The sequence below is a fragment of the Mameliella sp. LZ-28 genome (genome assembly GCF_012274245.1).
Classification (GTDB): Bacteria; Pseudomonadota; Alphaproteobacteria; order Rhodobacterales; family Rhodobacteraceae; genus Antarctobacter; species Antarctobacter albus.
This window is the reverse complement of record NZ_JAANYX010000013.1, coordinates 40,339-60,797: the sequence shown is the minus strand read 5'-3', so window position 1 is coordinate 60,797 and position 20,459 is coordinate 40,339. Positions and strand designations below refer to the sequence as shown.

General features: G+C 65.4%; 22 protein-coding genes and 2 tRNA genes. 7 read left to right on the top strand and 17 right to left on the bottom strand.

Annotated features, from left to right (window positions below; all coding sequences use genetic code 11):
* Window positions 1-64: 64 nt before the first annotated feature.
* Together G9Q80_RS11295 and G9Q80_RS11290 are read right to left on the bottom strand one after the other, a co-directional pair.
* Window positions 65-445, bottom strand: coding sequence for a DUF805 domain-containing protein (locus G9Q80_RS11295; RefSeq protein WP_082024777.1), 381 nt, complete (start codon window positions 443-445; stop codon window positions 65-67).
* 137 nt (window positions 446-582) lie between these two features.
* Window positions 583-1,953 (bottom strand): MATE family efflux transporter, encoded by a 1,371-nt coding sequence (locus G9Q80_RS11290; RefSeq protein WP_088716039.1) that lies wholly within the window; start codon window positions 1,951-1,953, stop codon window positions 583-585.
* Window positions 1,954-2,055: 102 nt separating this feature from the next.
* Here G9Q80_RS11290 and G9Q80_RS11285 point away from each other — a divergent pair, with 102 nt between their 5' ends.
* Complete coding sequence (locus tag G9Q80_RS11285; RefSeq protein ID WP_043146151.1) at window positions 2,056-2,697, top strand: TIGR02453 family protein; 642 nt, start codon at window positions 2,056-2,058, stop codon at window positions 2,695-2,697.
* Between the two features lie 3 nt (window positions 2,698-2,700).
* Here G9Q80_RS11285 and ppk2 read toward each other — a convergent pair whose 3' ends face one another.
* Complete coding sequence (gene ppk2, locus G9Q80_RS11280; protein ID WP_088716040.1) at window positions 2,701-3,702, bottom strand: polyphosphate kinase 2; 1,002 nt, start codon at window positions 3,700-3,702, stop codon at window positions 2,701-2,703.
* A 166-nt stretch (window positions 3,703-3,868) separates the two neighbouring features.
* Between ppk2 and trpA the strand changes: the two genes are divergently transcribed.
* A complete protein-coding gene (gene trpA, locus G9Q80_RS11275) occupies window positions 3,869-4,660 on the top strand; it encodes a tryptophan synthase subunit alpha (protein WP_069209691.1) in 792 nt (263 codons plus the stop codon).
* On the opposite strand, the gene G9Q80_RS11270 is transcribed toward trpA, so the two are convergent.
* Together G9Q80_RS11270 and G9Q80_RS11265 are read right to left on the bottom strand one after the other, a co-directional pair.
* Complete coding sequence (locus G9Q80_RS11270) at window positions 4,648-6,003, bottom strand: ATP-binding protein (RefSeq protein ID WP_088716041.1); 1,356 nt, start codon at window positions 6,001-6,003, stop codon at window positions 4,648-4,650. The two genes, trpA and G9Q80_RS11270, sit on opposite strands and share 13 nt — an antisense overlap.
* A gap of 3 nt (window positions 6,004-6,006) precedes the next feature.
* Window positions 6,007-6,543 (bottom strand): heme NO-binding domain-containing protein, encoded by a 537-nt coding sequence (locus G9Q80_RS11265; RefSeq protein ID WP_088716042.1) that lies wholly within the window; start codon window positions 6,541-6,543, stop codon window positions 6,007-6,009.
* Window positions 6,544-6,672: 129 nt separating this feature from the next.
* Here G9Q80_RS11265 and G9Q80_RS11260 point away from each other — a divergent pair, with 129 nt between their 5' ends.
* Window positions 6,673-7,836, top strand: a complete 1,164-nt coding sequence (locus G9Q80_RS11260) for an alpha-hydroxy acid oxidase (protein WP_043146144.1) — start codon at window positions 6,673-6,675, stop codon at window positions 7,834-7,836.
* Window positions 7,837-7,896: 60 nt separating this feature from the next.
* On the opposite strand, the gene G9Q80_RS11255 is transcribed toward G9Q80_RS11260, so the two are convergent.
* Window positions 7,897-9,060, bottom strand: coding sequence for an MFS transporter (locus tag G9Q80_RS11255; protein ID WP_069086737.1), 1,164 nt, complete (start codon window positions 9,058-9,060; stop codon window positions 7,897-7,899).
* Between the two features lie 158 nt (window positions 9,061-9,218).
* Here G9Q80_RS11255 and G9Q80_RS11250 point away from each other — a divergent pair, with 158 nt between their 5' ends.
* Window positions 9,219-9,857 carry a 50S ribosomal protein L25/general stress protein Ctc gene (locus G9Q80_RS11250; RefSeq protein WP_088716043.1) on the top strand — a complete coding sequence of 213 codons (639 nt, stop codon included), beginning with the start codon at window positions 9,219-9,221 and terminating at the stop codon, window positions 9,855-9,857.
* Window positions 9,858-9,927: 70 nt separating this feature from the next.
* Here G9Q80_RS11250 and G9Q80_RS11245 read toward each other — a convergent pair whose 3' ends face one another.
* Both G9Q80_RS11245 and hmuQ read right to left on the bottom strand, forming a co-directional pair.
* Window positions 9,928-10,731 carry a methyltransferase domain-containing protein gene (locus G9Q80_RS11245; RefSeq protein WP_088716044.1) on the bottom strand — a complete coding sequence of 268 codons (804 nt, stop codon included), beginning with the start codon at window positions 10,729-10,731 and terminating at the stop codon, window positions 9,928-9,930.
* Window positions 10,732-10,787: 56 nt separating this feature from the next.
* The gene (gene hmuQ, locus G9Q80_RS11240) at window positions 10,788-11,102 is read right to left on the bottom strand and encodes a heme-degrading protein HmuQ (RefSeq protein WP_043146141.1); all 315 of its coding nucleotides are present in this window, start codon (window positions 11,100-11,102) and stop codon (window positions 10,788-10,790) included.
* Between the two features lie 68 nt (window positions 11,103-11,170).
* Between hmuQ and pth the strand changes: the two genes are divergently transcribed.
* The 3 genes from pth to G9Q80_RS11225 are packed head-to-tail and all read left to right on the top strand — an operon-like array spanning window position 11,171 to window position 13,410.
* On the top strand, window positions 11,171-11,866 hold the full coding sequence (gene pth, locus G9Q80_RS11235) for an aminoacyl-tRNA hydrolase (RefSeq protein WP_088716045.1): 696 nt from the start codon (window positions 11,171-11,173) through the stop codon (window positions 11,864-11,866).
* Entirely contained in the window at window positions 11,863-13,014 is a 1,152-nt protein-coding gene (locus G9Q80_RS11230; RefSeq protein ID WP_088716046.1) for a serine hydrolase domain-containing protein, read from the top strand. Before pth ends, G9Q80_RS11230 begins: the two co-directional genes overlap by 4 nt.
* A gap of 15 nt (window positions 13,015-13,029) precedes the next feature.
* Window positions 13,030-13,410: a DUF2237 family protein gene (locus G9Q80_RS11225; protein ID WP_074623517.1), complete on the top strand. Its 381-nt coding sequence runs from the start codon at window positions 13,030-13,032 to the stop codon at window positions 13,408-13,410.
* 218 nt (window positions 13,411-13,628) lie between these two features.
* Here the strand turns inward: G9Q80_RS11225 and G9Q80_RS11220 are convergent, their stop codons facing one another.
* The 9 genes from G9Q80_RS11220 to G9Q80_RS11180 all read right to left on the bottom strand — a co-directional run bounded on the left by G9Q80_RS11220 (window position 13,629) and on the right by G9Q80_RS11180 (window position 20,361).
* The gene (locus G9Q80_RS11220) at window positions 13,629-14,777 is read right to left on the bottom strand and encodes a slipin family protein (RefSeq protein ID WP_069209699.1); all 1,149 of its coding nucleotides are present in this window, start codon (window positions 14,775-14,777) and stop codon (window positions 13,629-13,631) included.
* Window positions 14,778-15,162: 385 nt separating this feature from the next.
* Window positions 15,163-15,237 (bottom strand) — tRNA-Lys (locus tag G9Q80_RS11215).
* A 1-nt stretch (window position 15,238) separates the two neighbouring features.
* Window positions 15,239-15,315: transfer RNA gene (locus G9Q80_RS11210), tRNA-OTHER, on the bottom strand.
* Between the two features lie 273 nt (window positions 15,316-15,588).
* Entirely contained in the window at window positions 15,589-16,104 is a 516-nt protein-coding gene (locus G9Q80_RS11205) for a helix-turn-helix transcriptional regulator (protein WP_223306307.1), read from the bottom strand.
* Window positions 16,105-16,243: 139 nt separating this feature from the next.
* Entirely contained in the window at window positions 16,244-16,777 is a 534-nt protein-coding gene (locus G9Q80_RS11200) for an ICP22 family protein (RefSeq protein ID WP_074623519.1), read from the bottom strand.
* Between the two features lie 7 nt (window positions 16,778-16,784).
* A complete protein-coding gene (locus tag G9Q80_RS11195) occupies window positions 16,785-17,006 on the bottom strand; it encodes a hypothetical protein (protein ID WP_043146132.1) in 222 nt (73 codons plus the stop codon).
* A 335-nt stretch (window positions 17,007-17,341) separates the two neighbouring features.
* Window positions 17,342-18,586 (bottom strand): tryptophan synthase subunit beta, encoded by a 1,245-nt coding sequence (gene trpB / locus G9Q80_RS11190; RefSeq protein WP_043146130.1) that lies wholly within the window; start codon window positions 18,584-18,586, stop codon window positions 17,342-17,344.
* A 186-nt stretch (window positions 18,587-18,772) separates the two neighbouring features.
* Window positions 18,773-19,003 carry an N-(5'-phosphoribosyl)anthranilate isomerase gene (locus G9Q80_RS11185; protein ID WP_088716047.1) on the bottom strand — a complete coding sequence of 77 codons (231 nt, stop codon included), beginning with the start codon at window positions 19,001-19,003 and terminating at the stop codon, window positions 18,773-18,775.
* A 35-nt stretch (window positions 19,004-19,038) separates the two neighbouring features.
* On the bottom strand, window positions 19,039-20,361 hold the full coding sequence (locus G9Q80_RS11180) for an MATE family efflux transporter (protein WP_088716048.1): 1,323 nt from the start codon (window positions 20,359-20,361) through the stop codon (window positions 19,039-19,041).
* Window positions 20,362-20,459: the final 98 nt, after the last annotated feature.

The window sequence follows — 20,459 nt, the reverse complement described above, 5'->3', positions numbered from 1 at the left end:
GAGACGCAAAACCCCTCTTCCCGGGGGAAGAGGGGTGCGTGCGTGCCTTGAACTGACGAGGGGATCAGCCGAAGCGGTTCGGACCCGGGGTCGGCTTCTGGATGAAGAAGTAGATCAGCACGAAGAACCCGATGACCGGGATCAGGCCGATCAGCAGCCACCAGCCGGACTTGTCGATGTCGTGCAGGCGGCGGACGCCGATCGCGATGCCCGGGATCAGGGTCGCCAGCGAAAAGATGGTGCCCAGCACCATGATGCCCAGCATGCCGTCGATAAGGCCCAGAACGAAGGAGATGATGATGATGGCCAGGAAGGCCCACCAGTATTCACCGCGGTTCGAACGCCCTTCGAACTTGATGTAATTGGTAAAGAAAAGCTTGACCGCTTCTCCCATCCCGACCTGGCGGTCATAGCCGCCGGCGCCTGCGTCCATTGTATGGGCCATAATCTGTGTCTCCTGAAAACTGTCCGTGGTCCCTGAGTGGCCCGGATGGTGTCCCCGATCCGGTAGGCGCAATTAACCACCGGACATGCACTCCCTCAATGGTGGAATACCCCCAGTCACCCGAAAAGCGTGCCAGATCAGGTGTCTGCCGTTTGCCGCGTCAGAATCGCGGGGCTGTGCATCCAGAACCGCCACATCAGCAGCCCCGCCGCCGCCGCAAGGCCCACGACCAGCCCGAACCAGATGCCCTCGCCGCCCCAGCCCAGGCCAATACCGAAAGCCCAGGCGCAGGGCATCCCGATGCCCCAATAGGCGATCCCCGCCATAATCATCGGCACGCGCGTGTCCTGCAGTCCGCGCAACAGGCCGATGTGGATCACCTGGGTCGCGTCGACGACCTGGAACAGCGCGGCCATCAGCAACAGCCCCCGCCCCGTGGCGATGATCGCGTCCCGCTGGGGATCGTGCGGATCGACAAAGAGGCTCATCAGCGTTTCGGGCAACGCGACAAAGACCGTCACGGTCAGCGCCGCCGCCACCGCGCCCAGCACCGCAACCACCCGCGCCCCGCGCAGCATGTGTTCCAGGTCACCCCGGCCCAGCGCATTGCCCGCGCGCACCGTGGCGGCATTGGACAGGCCCAGCTGCACCATGAAGGCCGCCGTCGAGATCTGCAGCGCCACGCCATGCGCCGCCAGCGGAATCGTGCCCAGCCAGCCCATCAGGACGGCGGTGGCCGCAAACAGCGCGACCTCGGCCAGGGTCGTCAGCCCGATGGGCCAGCCCAGGTGAAAGACCTGGGCGAACATCTCCCAGTCCGGGCGCCAGAAGCGCACCATCAGTTCATGTTCCGGCAGCTTGATCAGCGCATAGGCCGCCACCAGCACCAACGAGATCACATGCACCGTGACAGAGGCGATGGCCGCCCCGGAAATCCCCAGTTCGGGCGCCCCCCAATTGCCGAAGATCAGCGCGTAGTTGGCCAGCGCATTGGCGCCCGCGGCGGCGAGCGTGATCCAGAGCACCACGCGCGTGTGTTCCAATCCGGCCAGGTAGTTCTTGAACACCATGACGCCAAGCGCCGGCAAAAGCCCGATGGACGCGATGCGCAGGTAGGTCTGCGCCAGCGCCGCCACCTCGGGCGTCTGGCCCATGCCGCGCAGGAGCGGTCCCGAGAACCAGAACAACGGCAGAGTCACGAAGAAATAGAGGATCGACAGCCACAACGCCATGCGCGTCGCCCGCCGCACCAGCACCTCGTCCTCCTGCGCGGCGTAGCGCGCAACCATCGGCATGATCGCCCAGGCAAAGCCCGACCCGAACAGGAAGACCGTGAAGAAGAACGATCCCGCCAAGGTCAGCGCCGCCAGTTCCGGCACGCCGTACCAGCCGATCATGATCGTGTCGGTCAGGCCGACGGCATATTGCGCCAGGTGCCCGCCGATCAGCGGCAGGCCAAGGCGCAGGATGGCGCGCCTGTGGTCGGTGTAGGACATGGGCTTGGTCATGCTCCGCCCATAGTGCCGGCCTCCGCCGGAGGCAAGGGCGCGGGGTGCGCAACCTGCCGACCTGTGCTAGGCTGTTCACAGGCGCCTTGATGGAGCTTTCCAATGGCCGACCCCGTTGATCTTGACCGGCTTTTGCCCGACGCTCGTGCATTCCTTTCGGAACTTGCGGACAACAATGACCGTGACTGGTTCCGGGACAACAAGGCGCGCTACGACAGCCAGCTCAAGCGTCCGTCGGAAAAACTGCTTGCGCGGATTTCTGCCTGGCTGGGAGAGACCCGGGGCACACCGCCCCGGACCAAGCTGTTCCGCCCGCACCGCGACGTGCGCTTTTCCGAGGACAAGACCCCCTATCACACCCATCTGCACATGATGTGGTCCCTGCCGGACGGGCGGGTCTGGATGCTGGGAATCTCGCCAGACTATGCCACGCTGGGCGCCGGGCTGATGCAATTCGAACCCGCCCAGCTTGACCGTTGGCGCGAGGCGGTGGCCTCGGACCGGGGGGCGGACCTGGCCGCGCTGGTGGCGGAGGCAGGATGGCGCGTCGATCCGCCGTCGTTGCAGCGGGTGCCCGCCCCCTACCCCGCCGATCACCCGCGCGAGGACATGCTGCGGTGCAAGGGCTACGTCGCCTGGCGCGACGACCTCGACGAGGCGCTGGCCGCCGATCCCGCCGCCAGCATCAGGGAGGTCATCACCGAGTTCGCCCCGCTGATGGACTGGCTGGGCGAGATCGCCTGAGCCTCAGGTCCGGCGCGTGTCCGGGTGCAGCATCTTGCCCAGGATGTGATCCGACCGATGGATGACATGCCCGGCCCCGCCCACGATCAGCGGATCGGGCGCGCGGACGATCCTGTGATCCTTGTCCGGGTAATCCAGCGTCGACAGGAAATGCCGCATACAGTTCAGTCGCGCGCGTTTCTTGTCGTCCGACTTGATCACCGTCCAGGGCGCATCGGCGGTGTCGGTGTAAAAGAACATCGCCTCCTTGGCCTCGGTGTAATCGTCCCACTTGTCCAGGCTGGCCTTGTCGATGGGCGACAGCTTCCACTGTTTCAGAGGATCGGTCTCGCGGCTCTGGAACCGGGCCAGCTGCTCTTCCTGCGTGACCGAGAACCAGTACTTGTACATCCGGATTCCCGACCGCACCAACATCCGCTCGAGATCCGGGGTCTGGCGCATGAATTCCAGGTAGTCGTTCGGCTCGCAAAAGCCCATGACCCGCTCGACGCCCGCGCGGTTGTACCAGGACCGGTCATACAGAACGATCTCGCCAGCGGTGGGCAGGTGCTCGATGTAGCGCTGGAAATACCACTGGCCGCGCTCCTGCTCCGTCGGCTTGTTCAGCGCCACGACACGCGCGCTGCGCGGGTTCAGGTGTTCGGTGAACCGCTTGATCGTCCCGCCCTTGCCAGCAGCATCGCGGCCCTCGAACAGCAGCACGAATTTCTGCCCGGTCTCCTGCGCCCAAAGCTGCACCTTCAGCAATTCGGCCTGCAGACGCGCCTTGTCCCGCTCGTAGGCGCGGCGCGACACCTTCTTGTCATAGGGATATTCGCCGGTCTCGAAGGCGCGGCGGATTTCGTCCGGGGTCGGGTGATGGCGCTCTGCCCGCGCGGGCAGCGGCACGGCGACCGGTTCGGCGGCGGGAACTTCGGCTTCGACGACAGGCTCGGGCGCGGCAACGGCATCGGCGGCATCGGCAACAATCTGGTCTTCGGCGGGAGCGGTCTGGGATGGCGGCATAGGGTCTCCTTTACGTCATGGCCCCATCATCGCATGACCCCGGCGACCCCGCCTTGCGACACGTCAAGAAACCGTCACGAAAGCTTCACCTTTTTCCATTTTCCGGGCGCCATTGATTTTCCCCCGCACATCCGGCAAGAGGCAAAAGCCTTGCAGGGAGTGAGCCATGACACGCATCGATTCCACCTTCGCCCGGTTGCAAGCCGAGGGACGGAAAGCCTTTGTCGCCTATATCATGGCGGGCGATCCCGACATCGAGACATCGCTGGCGGTGATGAAAGGCCTGCCATCGGCAGGTGTCGACGTGATCGAACTGGGCTTGCCCTTTACCGATCCGATGGCCGACGGCCCGACGATCCAGCTTGCCGGTCAGCGTGCGCTGGAAGGCGGGATGACGCTGGACAAGACCCTGCAGATGGTGCGCGACTTCCGCGCCGGGGACAATGACACCCCGATCGTGCTGATGGGCTATTACAACCCGATCTACTCGCGCGGGGTCGACACCTTCCTGGCGCAGGCCAATGAGGCCGGGATCGACGGGCTGATCATCGTCGACCTGCCGCCCGAAGAAGACGACGAGCTCTGCATTCCCGCGCAGAAGGCCGGGCTGAACTTCATCCGCCTGGCCACGCCCACCACCGATGACCGGCGCCTGCCAAAGGTGCTGCAGAACACCAGTGGCTTTGTCTACTACGTCTCGATCACCGGGATCACCGGCGCGGCGGCAGCCGAGGCCACGGATGTCGGCCCCGAGGTCGCGCGCATCAAGGCCAAGACGGACCTGCCGGTGATCGTCGGCTTCGGCATCCGCACGCCCGAGACCAGCCAGGCCATCGCCTCGGTCGCGGACGGCTGCGTCGTTGGGTCGGCCATCGTGGGGGAACTGGCCTCCGGCAAGCCGGTCGAAGAGGTCCTGTCCTTCGTGTCGGGCCTCGCCGGCGGCGCTCACTCTGCCTGAGCCAGCAACAGCCGGGCCATGACCGCGATCAGCTCTTCGCGGCGGACCGGCTTGGCCACATGGGCATCCACCCCCTGCCGCAGGTAGCTGGACACCTGATGCGTCATGGCATTGGCGGTCAGGGCGATGATCGGCACGGTGCGCAGCTCGCGCGCCGCCTCGACTTCGCGGATCATGGCCGCCGCCTCCAGCCCGTTCATGACCGGCATGTTCACATCCATCAGGATCAGGTCATAACCTTCGGCAAAATGCGCCTCGACCGCCTCTGCCCCATCGTCCACCATGTCGATCCGCAGCGGGTAGCGCCGCAGAAGCAGGCGCAACACGCGCTGGTTGGTCTCGCTGTCCTCGGCCACCAGCACGCGCCAGTCCCGCGCCATCAGCACCGCCTCCGCCGCCGCCGACGAGGTATCGACAGAGCGTGACCGCGGCCGCGCGTCGCGCACGGTCACCCGCGCGATGAAACACGCCCCGCCCCCGGGGGCGGGCTCATACAGCAGGTCACCCCCGAGCAGCCGGCAGATGCGCCTCGAAATCGTAAGGCCCAGCCCGGTGCCACCGAACTTGCGCGTGATCGAGGCGTCCGTTTGGGTAAAGGCCTCGAACAGGCGGTCGCGCTTTTCGGGCGGCACGCCGGGGCCGGTGTCGCGCACCGCTATCTCAAGCGCCTCGCCCTTGCGCCGCAGGTCGATATAGATCCCGCCCGTGGCGGTGAACTTGAGCGCATTGGACACCAGGTTGTTGATCACCTGACGCAGGCGCGTCGGGTCGCTGCTGATCCAGCCCCGCGCCCGCGCATCCTGGCGCACCCGCAATTGCAGGTCCTTGGATTCGGCGCGAGGTTCGTGGACCTGCCGGACCTCGTGGCACAGCGCATCGAGGTCGAAATCGCGCTCTTCCATCTCCATCTTGTCGGCTTCGATCTTGGACAGGTCCAGCAGATCGTTCAGCAGTTCCAGCAATGACAGCCCGCAGGACTGGATGATCTCCGCCATCTCGCGCTGTTCGCCCTGCAGTTCCTCGCTTTCCACGAGGGCCGTGGCCATGCCTAGAACGCCGTTCAGAGGGGTTCGGATCTCGTGGCTGATCATGGCCAGGAACCCGCTCTTGGCGGCGCTGGCGCTTTCCGCCGCGGTCTTGGCCTGTTCCAGTTCCCGGGTCCGGTCCTGAACCGCCTCTTCCAGCGCGGCGGCCTGGGCCTGCAGTGCCGCGTTGGCCTCGAACAGGGCGCGGCTCTTGCCTTCCAGCAGGCGCTCGGCCTCCTTGCGCGCGGCACGTTCGCGGTCATAGCGCCGGCGCAGGACCCTGCCGTCATCCGGCGCGCTGATTGCAGGAGAGCCCATGCCTCATGTCTCCAGCCGCACGTCAAAGACCGCCTCGCGCGGCGAGACACGTTCCAGCCCGATCTGCGCGCCCTGCCCGAAGTGATCTACGCAGGCCTCTATCAGGCCGTGGCAAAAGGCGACCAGCGGCCGTTCGGACCGATAGGTCATCCGCAGGTGATCCGGGCCAACCCAGTCCGTGTCGAAACGCGGCAGCTCCGCGTCGGAATAAAGCTTGCGCACCTCGACATGCACCTCGCTCTCGATCGCGGCCAGCATGTCCAGCACCGTGGTCTTGTCCGCGAAGAACTGCGGATAGGTCTGCACGAAACGGCCATGCATCCAGGCACCGAACTTGCGTTGCAGGTCGTCTGTGGGGATGCCGGTCAGGTCGCTGACCGCCCCGACGATGCGCATCAGCTCCCCGCAGGGGTAGTTCCCGACAGAGGTATAGGCGGCGCCGGAGTCCAGGTCGAGCTGGTCCAGGATGTCATCCACAGCCTCTTCGCCGATGGCCTGTTCCGCCATTTCCAGCAGTTCCGTGAACACGATGCCCTTCATCGGCCTGTCTCCTTGACCTGTTTGATCTTGCGTAGCGCAGGTCGATGAAGAGGGTCTTAAGAGTCGCATTGCATGAATGTCCCGGCATTGGTAATCGCTTCTTACCAATTCCCACGAAAGCGCCCTGCCATGCCCGTCATTACCGAAATCGAGGATCTCAAACGCATCTATCGGCGCCGGGTCCCGAAAATGTTCTATGATTACTGCGAGTCCGGCAGCTGGACCGAGCAGACCTTTCGCGAGAATTCTTCGGATTTCGACGACATCTACCTGCGTCAGCGGGTGGCGGTGGACATGGCGGGCCGGTCGACAAAGACTCAGATGATCGGCCAGGACGTCGCGATGCCCGTGGCCCTGGCGCCGGTTGGCCTGACAGGGATGCAACACGCCGACGGCGAGATCCTCGCCGCCAAGGCGGCGGAGAAATTCGGCGTGCCCTTCTGCCTGTCCACCATGTCGATCTGCTCGATCGAGGACGTGGCCTCGAACACCTCGGCGCCGTTCTGGATGCAGGTCTACACGCTACGCGACGACGAGTTCATGCAGAACCTCTTTGACCGCGCGAAAGAGGCGAAATGTTCCGCCGCCGTGATCACGGTGGACCTGCAGTTGCTGGGACAACGCCACAAGGACCTGAAAAACGGTCTCTCGGCCCCGCCCAAGCTGACGCCGAAATCCGTGGCCAACATGATGACCAAGGTCGGCTGGGGCCTGAACATGCTGCAGACGAAACGGCGGTTCTTCGGCAATATCGTGGGCCATGCCAAGGGCGTGACCGACCCCTCGTCGCTGGTCACCTGGACGGCGGAAAGCTTTGACCAATCGCTGAACTGGGACCGTATCCGCGAATTCCGCAAGATGTGGGACGGCCCGCTGATCATCAAGGGCATCATCGACCCGCGCGACGCGCTCGAGGCCTGCAATGTCGGTGCGGATGCCATCGTGGTGTCCAACCACGGCGGGCGGCAGCTGGACGGGGCGCTGTCCTCAATCCGCGCGCTGGAACCGATCGTCGAGGCCGTGGGCGACAAGATCGAGGTCCACATGGACAGCGGCGTGCGGTCTGGGCAGGACGTGCTTAAGGCGCGCGCGCTGGGGGCGAAGGGCGCCTGGATCGGGCGCGCCTTCGTCTATGGCCTTGGCGCGATGGGCGAGGCCGGCGTGACCCGCGCGCTGGAGGTCATCCACAAGGAGCTGGATCATTCGATGGCGCTGTGCGGACACACCGACATCGAGACGGTGAACCGCGATATCCTGATGGTGCCCCGGGGCTTTTCCGGCGACTGGGCCTGACGGATTAACCCACTGTTAATGAATGAAAATGTTTCGCGCGCGAAACAGGGCCCCGGCGGATCATTCCGCCGGGGTCAATGCGGTTGACGTCACCCGGCGGACCATCGGCACCAGGACCAGCGGGATCACCAGCATCAGGCCCCCGACCACCGCGAAGGACGCGCCAAGGCCAAAGCCCTCGGCCAGGCCACCCATCAGCGGCGGGCCGACGAAGAACCCGGCATAGCCCAGCACCGCGACCCGGCTGATCGCCAGCGCCTTGAACTCGGTCGAGACCAACCGCCCGCACCAGGAAAAGGCCATCGGCGCCACCACCGAAACACCCAGCCCCAGCACCGCGAAACCGGCATAGGCCACGGCCAGCCCCGGCGCAAAGGCCGCCGTCACGGCGCCCACACAGGTCAGCACGGCCGCCAGCCGGATCACCGCCGCCTCGCTCACGCGCTGCGCCACCACCTGGCCAGAGAAGCGCCCCAGCGCCATCGTCACACCCAGGATCGCCGGCCCCAGCGCACCCTGCGCCGCCCCTGCCCCCAGCGTACGTTCCAGGTGCAGCGCCGACCAGCCCTCGGTCCCCTGTTCCGCCAGGAAACCCAGCAGGACGATGGCCCCCAGCGGCGCCAGCACCCACCAGGACAGCGGCGCGGCGGGCGGTGCGCCGTCCTCGGGCGGGGTCTCTCGCACCGGGGCCAGCGCCATCTGCAGGCAAAGCGCGACCACCGGCAGCGCCAGCGCGGCGAAAACGGCAAAAGGCGACCAGCCCGCTTCGCGCGCCAGCCCCGTCATCAGGGCCGACACCGCGTATGAGGCAGAATAGATCCCGTGGTTGAGGTTCATCAGCGACCGCCGGCTTTGCCCCTCCAGCATGGACAGGCGGGCGTTCATCGACACGTCCAGCGTGCCAGAGGCCATCGCAGCCGCCATCATCGCCAGGGCAAAGCCGACCCCGCCGCCGGCCAGCCCCGGCAACAGGAAGGCCAGCGCCATCAGCAGGCCGGAAACCGGCAGATCGCCGCTGCCCAGCCGCCGCTGCGCCAGGGGCGCCAGCCACATGGCCAGCACCGCGCCCGCGGCAGAGACCAGCATGGCCAGGCCGAACCCGCCATCGGACAGGCCCACCTGCGGCTTGAGATCGGGCACCAGCGCCGCGAAGGCGCCCCAATACAGACCCACGGCCACGAAACCCGCCGCTGGCCCCCGGCTGATGATAAGATCGCGCAACATGGGGATCGCCTGCCACGGTCCGCCGCCCTCGTCCAGCGCGAAACAGACCGGGACAGGGGCGAATCCGCTTGCCAATCGGGACGATCCGGTTTACCGGCACGGCTTCACGCGGGGTGACAGCCTTGGAGGCACCCTGCCTTTTTAGATGGAGATACAATATGGCTGGTGAGATTCCTGATCTCAACGCCCTGGAACGGACGGGGACGGGCAAGGGCGCCGCTCGTCAGGCACGCCGCGATGGCATGGTTCCGGGCATCGTTTTTGGTGGCGACAAAGAACCGCTGCCGATCAATCTGCCGTTCAACGCCCTGCTCAAGCGCCTGAAAGACGGCCGCTTCAAGGCGACGCTGTTCAACCTCAAGGTCGATGGCCACGAGGACGTGCGCGTGATCTGCCGCGACGTGCAGCGCGACGTGGTCAAGGACCTGCCGACCCACGTCGATTTCCTGCGCCTGCGCCGCACCACCAAGATCAACCTGTACATCCCGGTTGAATTCGTGGGCGAAGACGTGGCCCCCGGCATCAAGAAGGGCGGCGTTCTGACCGTCGTTCGCCCGGAAGTCGAACTGATCGTGACCGCGGGTGACATCCCCGAGAAGATCACCGTCGACCTGTCGACCCTGAAAATCGGCGACATCGTCCACATCTCGGACGTGACCCTGCCGGAAGGCACCAAGCCGACGATCGACCGCGACTTCGTGATCGCCAACATCTCGGCACCGTCGGGCCTGGCCGCACAGGAAGCCGAGGAGGCCGAAGAGGCCGCCGCCGAAGAAGCGACCACCGAAGAAGCCTGACAGGCCATTCTCTGAAACGATTTCGAACCCCCGCCCCTTCGGCGGGGGTTTTGCTTTGCCGGACCGGGGCTCAGGCAGGTTTGCGCGCCGCGTGACAGGCAAAGAGGATCGCACCGTAAAAGCGTCCAGCCTCTACCCGCGCATCGGTTTCGTCGCGAAACCCCTGCGCCAGCGCCTCGGAACAGTCCCCGGCCGCCGCGGCAGCGGTGACACCGCGCGCCATCAGCGACTGGATATAGGCGGGCCGCTCGGTCTGAACGAAACCGTAGGCCCGGCTCTCGGGTGCCTCGAAGCCTGCCTCGCGCATCATCCTTGGCAGGTGCCGCATGATATAGGGGTCATGGATCAGGTTCCGCTGCGTCGAGACCATCGCCGCCTGCAGCGGGTCACCCTCGAAGAGCGCCACGGTATTGGTGGCATAGTCACCGTCGAAGACCGCCAGAATGCCGCCGGGCCGCAACAGGCGCCGGGCCTCGGCCAGGGCAGCCGCCGGATCGGCAAGGTGGGAATAGACCGTGTGGGCCACGACCACGTCGGCCCCCTCTCCCGGCAGCCCGGTCTGGACCGCGTTCCCGGTGGCAAAGCTCATCTCGTCACGCGTTGCGAACCTCTTGCGGGCGCGGGCCAACAACCCCTCTGCCGGGTCGATCCCGACCAACCGTCCGGGCCGGAGATGGCGCAGGATCATTTCCGTGCTGGACCCGTTGCCGCAGCCGATTTCGACCACCTCGGCGCCCGGGCCCGGCAATCGCCCCAGGTAATCGGCGCAGATCTCCTGCATGGCCGGATCCGAGATCCTGTCCTCCATCGACGCCGCAATGGCCTCGAGGACGCTGTCGGGCTGGTCGGCAATCTGCAGGTAGAGATCGGGCATCGGATGTCCTTTCCTTGCCCCATCCTACATCAAAACGGCTGTTTCTCCGACGCCGTTCAGGCGGTCAGCACCTGCACCGCCTCGAAGATCTCCAGCTCGGGCGGTTCCAGGTACATGTGGGCCGAGCTCTTGGCCCCGCCGTGTGCTGCGCGAAACGCCTCGGATCTGGTCCAGTTCGTGAAGCTGGCCTCGTCCTCCCACAAGGTGTGCGAGGCATAGAGGACGTGATCCTCCCGCTCAGGGCCCTTCATCAGGGCAAAGCTGCGAAACCCGGGCACGCTTTTCAGATGGCTGTCGCGGCTCTTCCAGAGAGTTTCAAAGGCCTCGACTTCGGATTTGACCACCTTGAACCGGTTCATGGTCAGGTACATTCCGCTCTCCCGTTGTGATCCATGCCGCCTCTGGCCTACATAGGGCGCAGGCGATCTCGGAGGGCACAGTGCAGATATTCGTTGGTCTCGGCAATCCCGGCACGAAATACGCCGGCAACCGGCACAACATCGGCTTCATGGCGCTGGACCGGATCGCAGAGGATCACGGGTTCGGCCCCTGGAAGGCCAAGTTCCAGGGCCAGCTGGCCGAGGGGCGGCTGGGCAGCGAAAAGGTGCTGCTGCTCAAGCCCGAGACCTTCATGAACCTTTCCGGACAGTCGGTCGGCGAGGCGATGCGCTTTTACAAGCTTGAACCGGGCGACGTGACCGTGTTCCACGACGAGCTGGACCTGGCCCCGGGCAAGTGCAAGGTCAAGACGGGCGGCGGTCACGCGGGCCATAACGGGCTGCGCTCGATCCATGCCCATATCGGCGAGGCCTATCGCCGGGTGCGGCTGGGCATCGGCCATCCGGGCCGCAAGGAGTTGGTCGCGGCCTACGTCCTGCACGATTTCCACAAGGCCGACCAGGATTGGCTGGACGACCTGCTGCGCGGGCTGTCGGACGGCGCGCCGCAGCTTGCGGCGGGCGACACGGCCAAGTTTTCCAATGCCGTCGCGCTGCGAACGGCCCCGCCCCGGTCCTCGAAGACACCGGAGAAACCCAAGCCCGCGCCTGCCGCGAAAGCCGCCCCGCCCGAGGATACGGGCGGCGGGGAAGAGGCCCGCAACCCGCTGCAACGACTGGTGGACAAATTCCGATGAAGGGCAAGCGCATAGCCGCCATCGGTCTTGTCGTCCTGGTGGGACTGGGAGCTGCGGGCTTTGGGTATCGCGACGAGCTGGGGCGCCTGCGGGCCACCATGACGCTGTTCGACGAGGGCGAAATCGTCGACAACTTCAGCCACATGGACCGGCTGTTCGAGACGGTCCCGATCCCGGTCACGACGCGTGCGGAACCGCTGCCCGAAGGCCCGGAGATGGAGATGCCCGCCGAGTGGCAGGACTGGCTGGACCGGCGGGCCGTCACCGGGGCGATTGTCCTGCGTAATGGAGAGGTTGTTCACGAGAGCTATCACCTGGGCACCGGCGCCGAAGACCTGCGCATCTCGTGGTCTGTGGCCAAATCCTATTTGTCCGCGCTTTTCGGGATCTTGGTGGCGCAGGGTCATGTGGACAACCTGGACGACCCGGTGGTGAAATACGCCCCGCAGCTCAAGGGCAGCGCCTATGAGGGCGCCACGATCCGCAATGTCCTGCAGATGTCCACAGGAGTCGTTTTCGACGAAGACTACCTGGATTTCTGGAGCGACATCAACAAGATGGGTCGCATCCTTGCGCTTGGCGGCTCGATGGACGGTTTCGCCGCAGGACTGACCGAAACCGATCAGCCGCCCGGCGAGCGCTGGCGCTATGTTTCGATCGACACGCATGTCCTGTCGATGGTCGCGCGAGGCGCCACCGGAAAACAGCTGCCGGACCTCTTGGCCGAAAACCTGCTGGACCCGATGGGGACATATGGGAAACCCTATTACCTGTCAGATGGTTACGACGTGGCCTTCGCCCTTGGCGGGCTGAACCTGATGCTGCGCGACTATGCCCGGCTGGGCGAGATGTTCCGCGATGGCGGGCGCCTGCAGGGCAAGCAGATCGTGCCCGAGGACTGGGTGATCGAAAGCACGACTCCCTCGGCCCGCACCGCGCCGGGACGGTTGCAATACGGCTATCAATGGTGGATGCCGTCCGACGCGCGCGACGGCGAGTTCATGGCGCGTGGAATCTATGGGCAGTACGTCTATGTCGACCGGCAAAGCGGCACGGTGGTGGCCGTCACGGGCGCAGATCGCCGCTTTCGCGAGGCCGGGGCCTTTGACGACGCGCTGCAGATGTTCCGCCGCCTCGCCGGCTTGTAAGGGAGAGAGGAAATCATGGAGAAAGACCCTTCTTTCAATGTCCTCGGCGGCCCTCTTGAGTCCTGCTCTCAAGACCCGCTGACCGGGTTCTTTCGCGACGGGCACTGCAACACCTGCGTCGAGGACCGGGGAAGTCACACCGTTTGCGCGGTCATGACGGCAGAGTTCCTGGCCTATTCGAAATACGTCGGAAACGACCTGTCGACCCCGCGTCCGGAATTCCATTTTCCGGGTCTGACCCCCGGTGATCACTGGTGTCTCTGTGCCGGGCGTTTCTTGCAGGCCCATGACGAGGGTTGCGCGCCGCTGGTGAACCTGGCCGCGACCCATCGGGGCGCCCTGGACATTGTGCCGCTGCGGATCCTCGAGACCTATAGCTGGACCAACCAGGGCTGAGACGCACCAGGCCGGGGGCCAACAAATTCTTTGCGCTAGGCTGCGCGCTTAACCCGCCCTTAACCATTGACCGATCACGATGGTTTCAGGGGCTGGTTGCCCGAAATCTCCTGTTTGCTTTCAGGAAAGCGATCTGTCCCCAGACCCCTCCGATCTGGTGGGCAGATCGCGAAACTGCCGCCCCGGCGCGACCGGAGCGGCTTTTCTTTTGGCACGGTTCAGTCGCGCAGGCGCGCGATCTCCTGCATGAGGCCCTTGGTGCCGTTGTGCACCGTGAGGTGATCCACCTTGGCGGCAATCGCCTCCAGCGCCTCCAGCTCCTTGAGCCGGAGCATCACCGGGTTGTCCTCCATGACCTTGGCGGTGTTCAGAAGCGCACGCATCGCGTTCGTTTCCTCGCGCCGCAGGATCACGTTGGCCTCGGCCTCCTTCTCGGCCTCGACCACGCGGTTCAGGATCTCGCGGATCTCACCCGGCAGGATCACGTCCTTGAGGGCGATCTCCTTCAGTTCGATCCCGATCCCGGCCATTTCGGCCCGCAGGCTGTCCCCCGCCTCGACGTCGATGGCGCCCTTCTCGGCCAGAAGCTGGTCCAGCGTCAGGGCGCCAAGGCGCCGGCGAAAGACCAGCTGCACTGCCCGGTGCAGCGTCTCTTCGAAGTCGCTGACCGCGCTCACGGCCCGCTCCGGGTCCGTCACGCGGAAGATCGCGGTCAGGTTGACCCGGATCGTGACCCGGTCCTTGGTCAGGATCTCCTGGCCCGCGACCTCATGGGCCCGGGTGCGCATGTCCACCAGCCGCGCCGTGACGCGGGGGCCGACCGCCCAGAAGCTGTGGACACCAGGCGGCAGACGGCGGACAAGAACCCCGTCGAAATGCAACATCCCGACATGGCCTTCGGCCACCGTCACCGTGGTCAGCGCCCGGCCAAGGCTGGCACGATCAAGGCGCCGCGCCAGAGCGGCATCGACACCGGGATCGCTGGCCAGGTCGAACCGGTCCACCGTGAAGGGGCCCGCATCGGTCCAGAAGACCTCGCGCTCTTCGGGAAAGAGCACCTGTACGGGCCGCCCGTCGCGCAGGACGACGGCGATCTCCTCGGGGCCGGTCCGCACCTCCGTCAGGTGGCCTTCGGCAAGGTCGGGACGGCTGCGGAACAGCGCCCGGTCAAAAGCAGTGATGAACCGGAGACGGTCGATGCTGTGGATCTCGCGCACGCAGTTGTCGCGCGGGACAAGGTGTTCGCCCGGGCCGAGCAGCGCGTCGAAGCGCCCGTTGACCAGGACAAGCATCCGCTGGGTCTCTGTCAGGGTGACACGTTCGCGCCCGGTAAGGGCATGTATCATTCGGGTCAGCACATGGGTCATCTTTCGTCTCCTTTTCCTCGTGCCTATCGTCGTCGCAAAGCGATGTTCCTTTGTTTGCAGTGGGTTGGAGGCGAAATGCCCCACAGGTGTCAAAGAGGTGGATCCGGGACCGCCCCCATGCCGCGACCGCGGGCGGGAGCTCGGAGAGAGGGGCGCGGAGCACCGGCGCGCCGCGGGCCGTCAGACCCGTGACGGACCGGCACCCGGCGGAACCGTCATCCGATGCTCCGGCCCAAGGCCGGAGCAGGCGACCCCTCTGCCGCCCCCATCGCGGTGCCGCGCAGGGTTTGGCAGCGGGCGCCTGCAAGAGACGCCCCGGATCCTGTGAGGTGGACCACTCTCGTGGACCGGCACCCGAAGCCGGTGCCCTCCATCAAGGGCATTTTGGAGCAAAAGGCAGGAATCGAACCTGCTACACTTCGATTAAAGGTCGAATGCTCTACCCATGAGCTACATTTGCATGGCGACACAGGTGGGATTTGAACCCACGCCGAACGGAAGAAGATCCGCTGCTCTGACCTGGCTGAGCTACAGTGTCCGTTCCAGACCACCCGTCCCCGCCCTGGCATACAGTCTCGGCAGCGCCGCCTGCACCGGGGGAGAGATCACCTCCGCCCGCTAGGGTCAGTTCCGGAATGTCCGGAGGTGTTGAATAGCGGCGCGGGGCCGAGTCGCTCTACAAAAGTTTTTCGGCCCGATTATCGCCGTGGCGTAAGCGCAACATTATTTCAAGGTTGCGCAACTTTTGAAAAGATCGACGAGCAGAGATGCGCAAATCGACCGGCCAAAGCGGTTCGGAATTTGCAGAAATTCACGAGGCTGCGGCGGTCGAGGAAGGTTCGGGCGGGTCCGCTGCGATCAGGTCGTCGATGAAAAGGCTCAGAAGCTGTGGCCGCCCCGTGACCTGGGCCTTGCGGTAGATGGCATTGGTCTGCGCCTTGACCGTCCCCTCGGAGGTCTTGCGTACCTCCGCGATCTCGGCGGTGGACAGGCCCTTGATCGCCATCAGCGCCACGTCGCGTTCGGCGGGCGTGAGGCTCCACTCGTCGAAATGTTCGTCCAGCACTTCCATGAAGGCGCCCCGTGCCAGACGCAGGCTGTCCTCGGCCTGGGCCCGGGCGCGCAGGCTGCGCGCCAGCAGGGTGGCGGTGACGCCAAGCCCCAAGATGAGCCCGATGGCGGCGCTGATCTGGATCAGTTCGTAGATCGCCCAGGGAATGGGGACGCTGCGCAGGCCAAGGCGTGTCGACAGGATGTCGTTCAGAAAGAACCCGGCACAGCAGAGCTGGAAGGAAAACAGCATACCGATTCCGATGCGGGTCTTCACGCCAGAAGGCTCCATTGGCGAGACGGCATGACCGCAAGGATCATGCCGGATTGCAGGGTTGGGGATGGTTACGCGTCTCGGGACAAGAATGCACCCGCAGCGACCGGACAGGCAAGCCCGGGAGGTGGCGGGAAACCGCCTAGTTGAGGCCGGGCGCCCCGTCGCGGCCCGGAGGATCTGCCCCGGGCTTGTCGTCGGACCGTCCGGGGGGATCGCCCTTGTCGCCCTGGCCCGGAGGGCCGTCCTTGTCCGCCTGTCCCGGAGGGCCGTCCTTGTCCTGCTGTCCCGGGGCGCCTTCGTTGGGCGGGGCGGTATCGGGTTGGGCATCGGGCGGAGCCGTGGTGCCCGCATCCGCCGCCTCTGGCGGCGTTGAACCGGCAGGCGGTGTACTGCCGCGCGCCAGCGGCGCACTGCCAGAGCGGGGCGTCTCGGAGGTGTAGAGATAGTCGCGCAGGATCGCCCCCGTCGAGGGGTTCAGCACCACCTCGCGCCGGCCATCAGGACCCAGCGCGATGATCTGGTCATAGCCCAGCCAGGTGCGGCGGACGCGGAAATTGGAAAAGCCCTGGTCGGTCAGGCTCTGTATCACGCGGTCGCGGTAGGACTGCGCCATCGCGGGAGGCGTGCAGAGCAGGCTGACGAACAGTCCGATGCAGATGAGGAATAGACGCATGGCGCAGCTACACAGCCACGAACCAGGCGCCCGTGCTTGTCTTGCGCGTCGTCTCCATGTCGCTGGTCTGGCGCGGGCGGCGGTGCTTGGTCATGAGCTTGAGCTTGGTTGTGGGCGTGACGAGGGTGGTCATCGTCATCATGAGGGTGGTTGTCGGGGTCATGGCCATGACAGTCTGGGTTCGTGTGATCCGGGTCTTCATCATGACATTCATTCGCTCCGGGGTCATCCCCTGCGGGGAGACAGTGGAAAATGTGTCGGCCACCTGCCGAGGCCTTACACCGATGACCGCGTTCCGTGAGTGTGCCTTGACCCGGTACGGGGAACCGGACGGGGGCGGTCGGGGACCGGTGTGGGACATCAGGCGACGGCAGGTGACCGACGAGTTTGACCGATCAAGTCGGCAACCTCGGACAATCTGCCCGCAGCGCACCGGGGGTGGAACTCAACAGGGGTTTATCAGACACCCCCTAAACCACATGCAGACGCCCATAAACTGAAGTTTATGGGCGCCAAGCCATTGATTCAAAAGGATGTGTCCGGAAGGGCCCCGAAAGCGCCGGATCAGCCCGCACTGCGCCCCTCGGTGCCGGACATGTCGACACCCAGATGCTTGGCGACGGTGAAGATGTCCTTGTCGCCCCGTCCGCACATGTTCATGCAGATGATGTGATCGCGGGGCAGCTCGGGCGCGATCTTGGCGACATGAGCGAGCGCGTGGCAGGGTTCCAGCGCCGGGATGATGCCCTCGGTCTCGCAGCAGAGCTTGAAGGCTTCGAGCGCCTCCTTGTCGGTGATCGAGACATATTTCGCGCGGCCCACGTCATGCAGCCAGCTGTGTTCCGGGCCGATGCCGGGATAGTCGAGACCCGCCGAGATCGAGAAGCCTTCGAGGATCTGGCCGTCGTCGTCCTGCAGCAGGTAGGTGCGGTTGCCATGCAGCACGCCCGGGCGCCCACCGGTGAGAGAGGCGCAGTGCTCCATCTTCTCGTCGACGCCCTTGCCACCGGCCTCGACGCCGATGATGTTGACTTCCTTGTCGTCAAGAAAGGGGAAGAACAGGCCCATCGCGTTCGAGCCTCCGCCGATGGCGGCGATGATCGTGTCGGGGTTGCGGCCCTCGGCCTCGTGCATCTGTTCCTTGGCTTCCTTGCCGATGATCGACTGGAAGTCACGAACCATCGCCGGGTACGGGTGCGGGCCCGCGACGGTGCCGATGCAGTAGAAAGTATCGCGCACGTTGGTCACCCAGTCGCGCAGCGCGTCGTTCATCGCGTCCTTGAGCGTGCCGCGTCCGGAAGTGACGGGCACGACCTCGGCGCCCAGCAGTTTCATCCGGAAGACGTTGGGCTGCTGGCGCTCGACGTCATGGGCGCCCATGTAGACGACGCATTTCAGGCCGAACTTGGCACAGACGGTCGCCGTGGCCACACCGTGCTGGCCGGCGCCGGTTTCGGCGATGATCCGGGTCTTGCCCATGCGCCGCGCCAGGATGATCTGGCCCAGGACGTTGTTGATCTTGTGCGCGCCGGTGTGGTTCAGCTCGTCGCGCTTCATGTAGACCTTGGCGCCGCCCAGGCGTTCGGTCAGCCGTTCCGCGAAATAGAGCGGGCTGGGCCGTCCGACGTAGTGCTTCCAGAGGAAGTCCATCTCGTCCCAGAAGCTCTGGTCGGTCTTGGCCTTTTCGTACTCGGCCTCAAGATCGAGGATCAGCGGCATCAGCGTCTCGGACACGAAGCGCCCGCCGTAGATGCCGAAACGGCCCTTTTCATCGGGTCCGGTCATGAAGCTGTTCACGAGATCGTCCATAACACCTCTCCTCTGTCTGGCCGCCTGAATAGGGCATTTGGGGCGGAAAAGGCCAGAGGCAAAAGCAGGTGGCGCGCAGCCGGGGGCCGGCGGCAAGGCGGTTCGAAGCGCCTTGGACAAGCGTGTTCGAACGCGCTTGGGCAAAGCCATTGGAATGGCGTTGTCAAAGGGCCTTCGAAGGCCCCTTCAGCGCACGCGGCGGATCGGCTGTCCGTTGCAGAAAATCACGAAGTGGCGGTGGTTCTCCACCACCTGAAAGCCGCGCCGGGCCGCCGCCGAGACGAAGGCGTCGCGCCCCACCAGCCGTTCGACATCGCGGATCTTGCGCTTGACCACCCCGCCGCCCATCGCCTCTTGCGAGGCGAAGATCTGTGCCAGCCAGCGGTCGGGCATGATGTGAGCGGGCAAAATGGCCATGCGTGCCATCTCACCGCATCGCGGTTAACAGCGCGTTAAGCTGCCAGCGTCGCCCGTTCCAGCGCCGGATAGCGCAGCGCAAGGGTGACCGCGCGGGTGACATAGGCAATCATCAGCGAGGCCCAGAGCCCATGCGCACCCCAGAGCGGGATCAGCACTGAAACGGCAATGAAATAGACCACCACGGACACCGCCATCATGTTGCGCATGTCGCGGGTGCGGGTCGCCCCGATGAAGATCCCGTCCAGCATCCAGGCCGGCAGGCCCAGCACCGGCGCCGCCACGATCCAGGGCAGGAAATTGCGCGCCATCTGCTGCACCTCCGGGTCCTTCGTCATCGCGTCGATGATCGTGCCCCCCAACAGGGCAAAGCCCAGCGCGAAGACCAGGTTGGACAGGAAGCCCCAGAGGCTGGTCAGCCGGACCGCCCGGCGCAGCCTGCCCAGCGCGCGTGCGCCAAAGGCCTGGCCCACCAGCGCCTCGGCGGCAAAGGCGAAGCCGTCCAGCGCATAGGCCATGATCTCGATGAAATGCAGCAGCACCTGGCTTGCGGCCAGGGTCACCACGCCGAACCCCGCGCTGTAGTAGAAGATGAAGGAGAGCATGATCGCTTCGAACAGCAGCGAGCGGATCAGGATATCGGTGTTCACGGCCGCCATGTGGCGCAGGCGTTCGCGGTCGAATACCCGAGGCCAGTCGCGCCAGGCCGGGTTGGCGAAGGTGGACCGGCACAGCCAGAGACCCAGCACGAGCCCGCTCCAGTCGGCGACGAAGGTCGCCCAGGCCACCCCCTCGACCCCCAGGTCCATGCCGACGACGAAGAGCACGTTCAGCCCGACGTTCACCGTCACCAGCCAGAGTTGCAGCACCAGCATCGCACGGGTCCGCTCCTGCGCGCCGAGCCAGCCGTTGATGCCATAGATCGCGATCGCGGCGGGTGCCGACAGGATTCGGATGTCCATGTAACCCTGCGCCAGCGCCTTGACCTCGTCCGTGGCGGGCGACAGGTCAAAACCGAAGGCGGCGATCGGCCCGAAGAGCGGGATCAGCAACAGCCCCCCTGCCCCGCCGACCATCAGCGCCCGGGTCAGCAGGGCCGCGACCTCGGCCCGGTTGCCCGCCCCCTGTGCCTGCGCGGTCATGCCCGCCGTTCCCATGCGCAAAAAGCCGAAGATCCAGAGAATGGCGGTGATCAACGCGGCGCCCACGGCGACGGCGGCGATGGGCGTGGCATCGGGGATCTGGCCGATGATGGCAGTGTCCGCGATGCCCTGAAGCGGTACGGTCATGTTGGAAATGACGATCGGCACGGCAATCATCAGGACACGGGCATGGGTGATGGGCTGGGACGCGGTCATGGCTTGCCGGGGATCGGGGACTGGGAATGCCCCCGGGGATATGGGCGCCCCGCGGAAACGGCAAGGGTGGGCCGCCCCTTTACGTTGGGTCAGCCGAG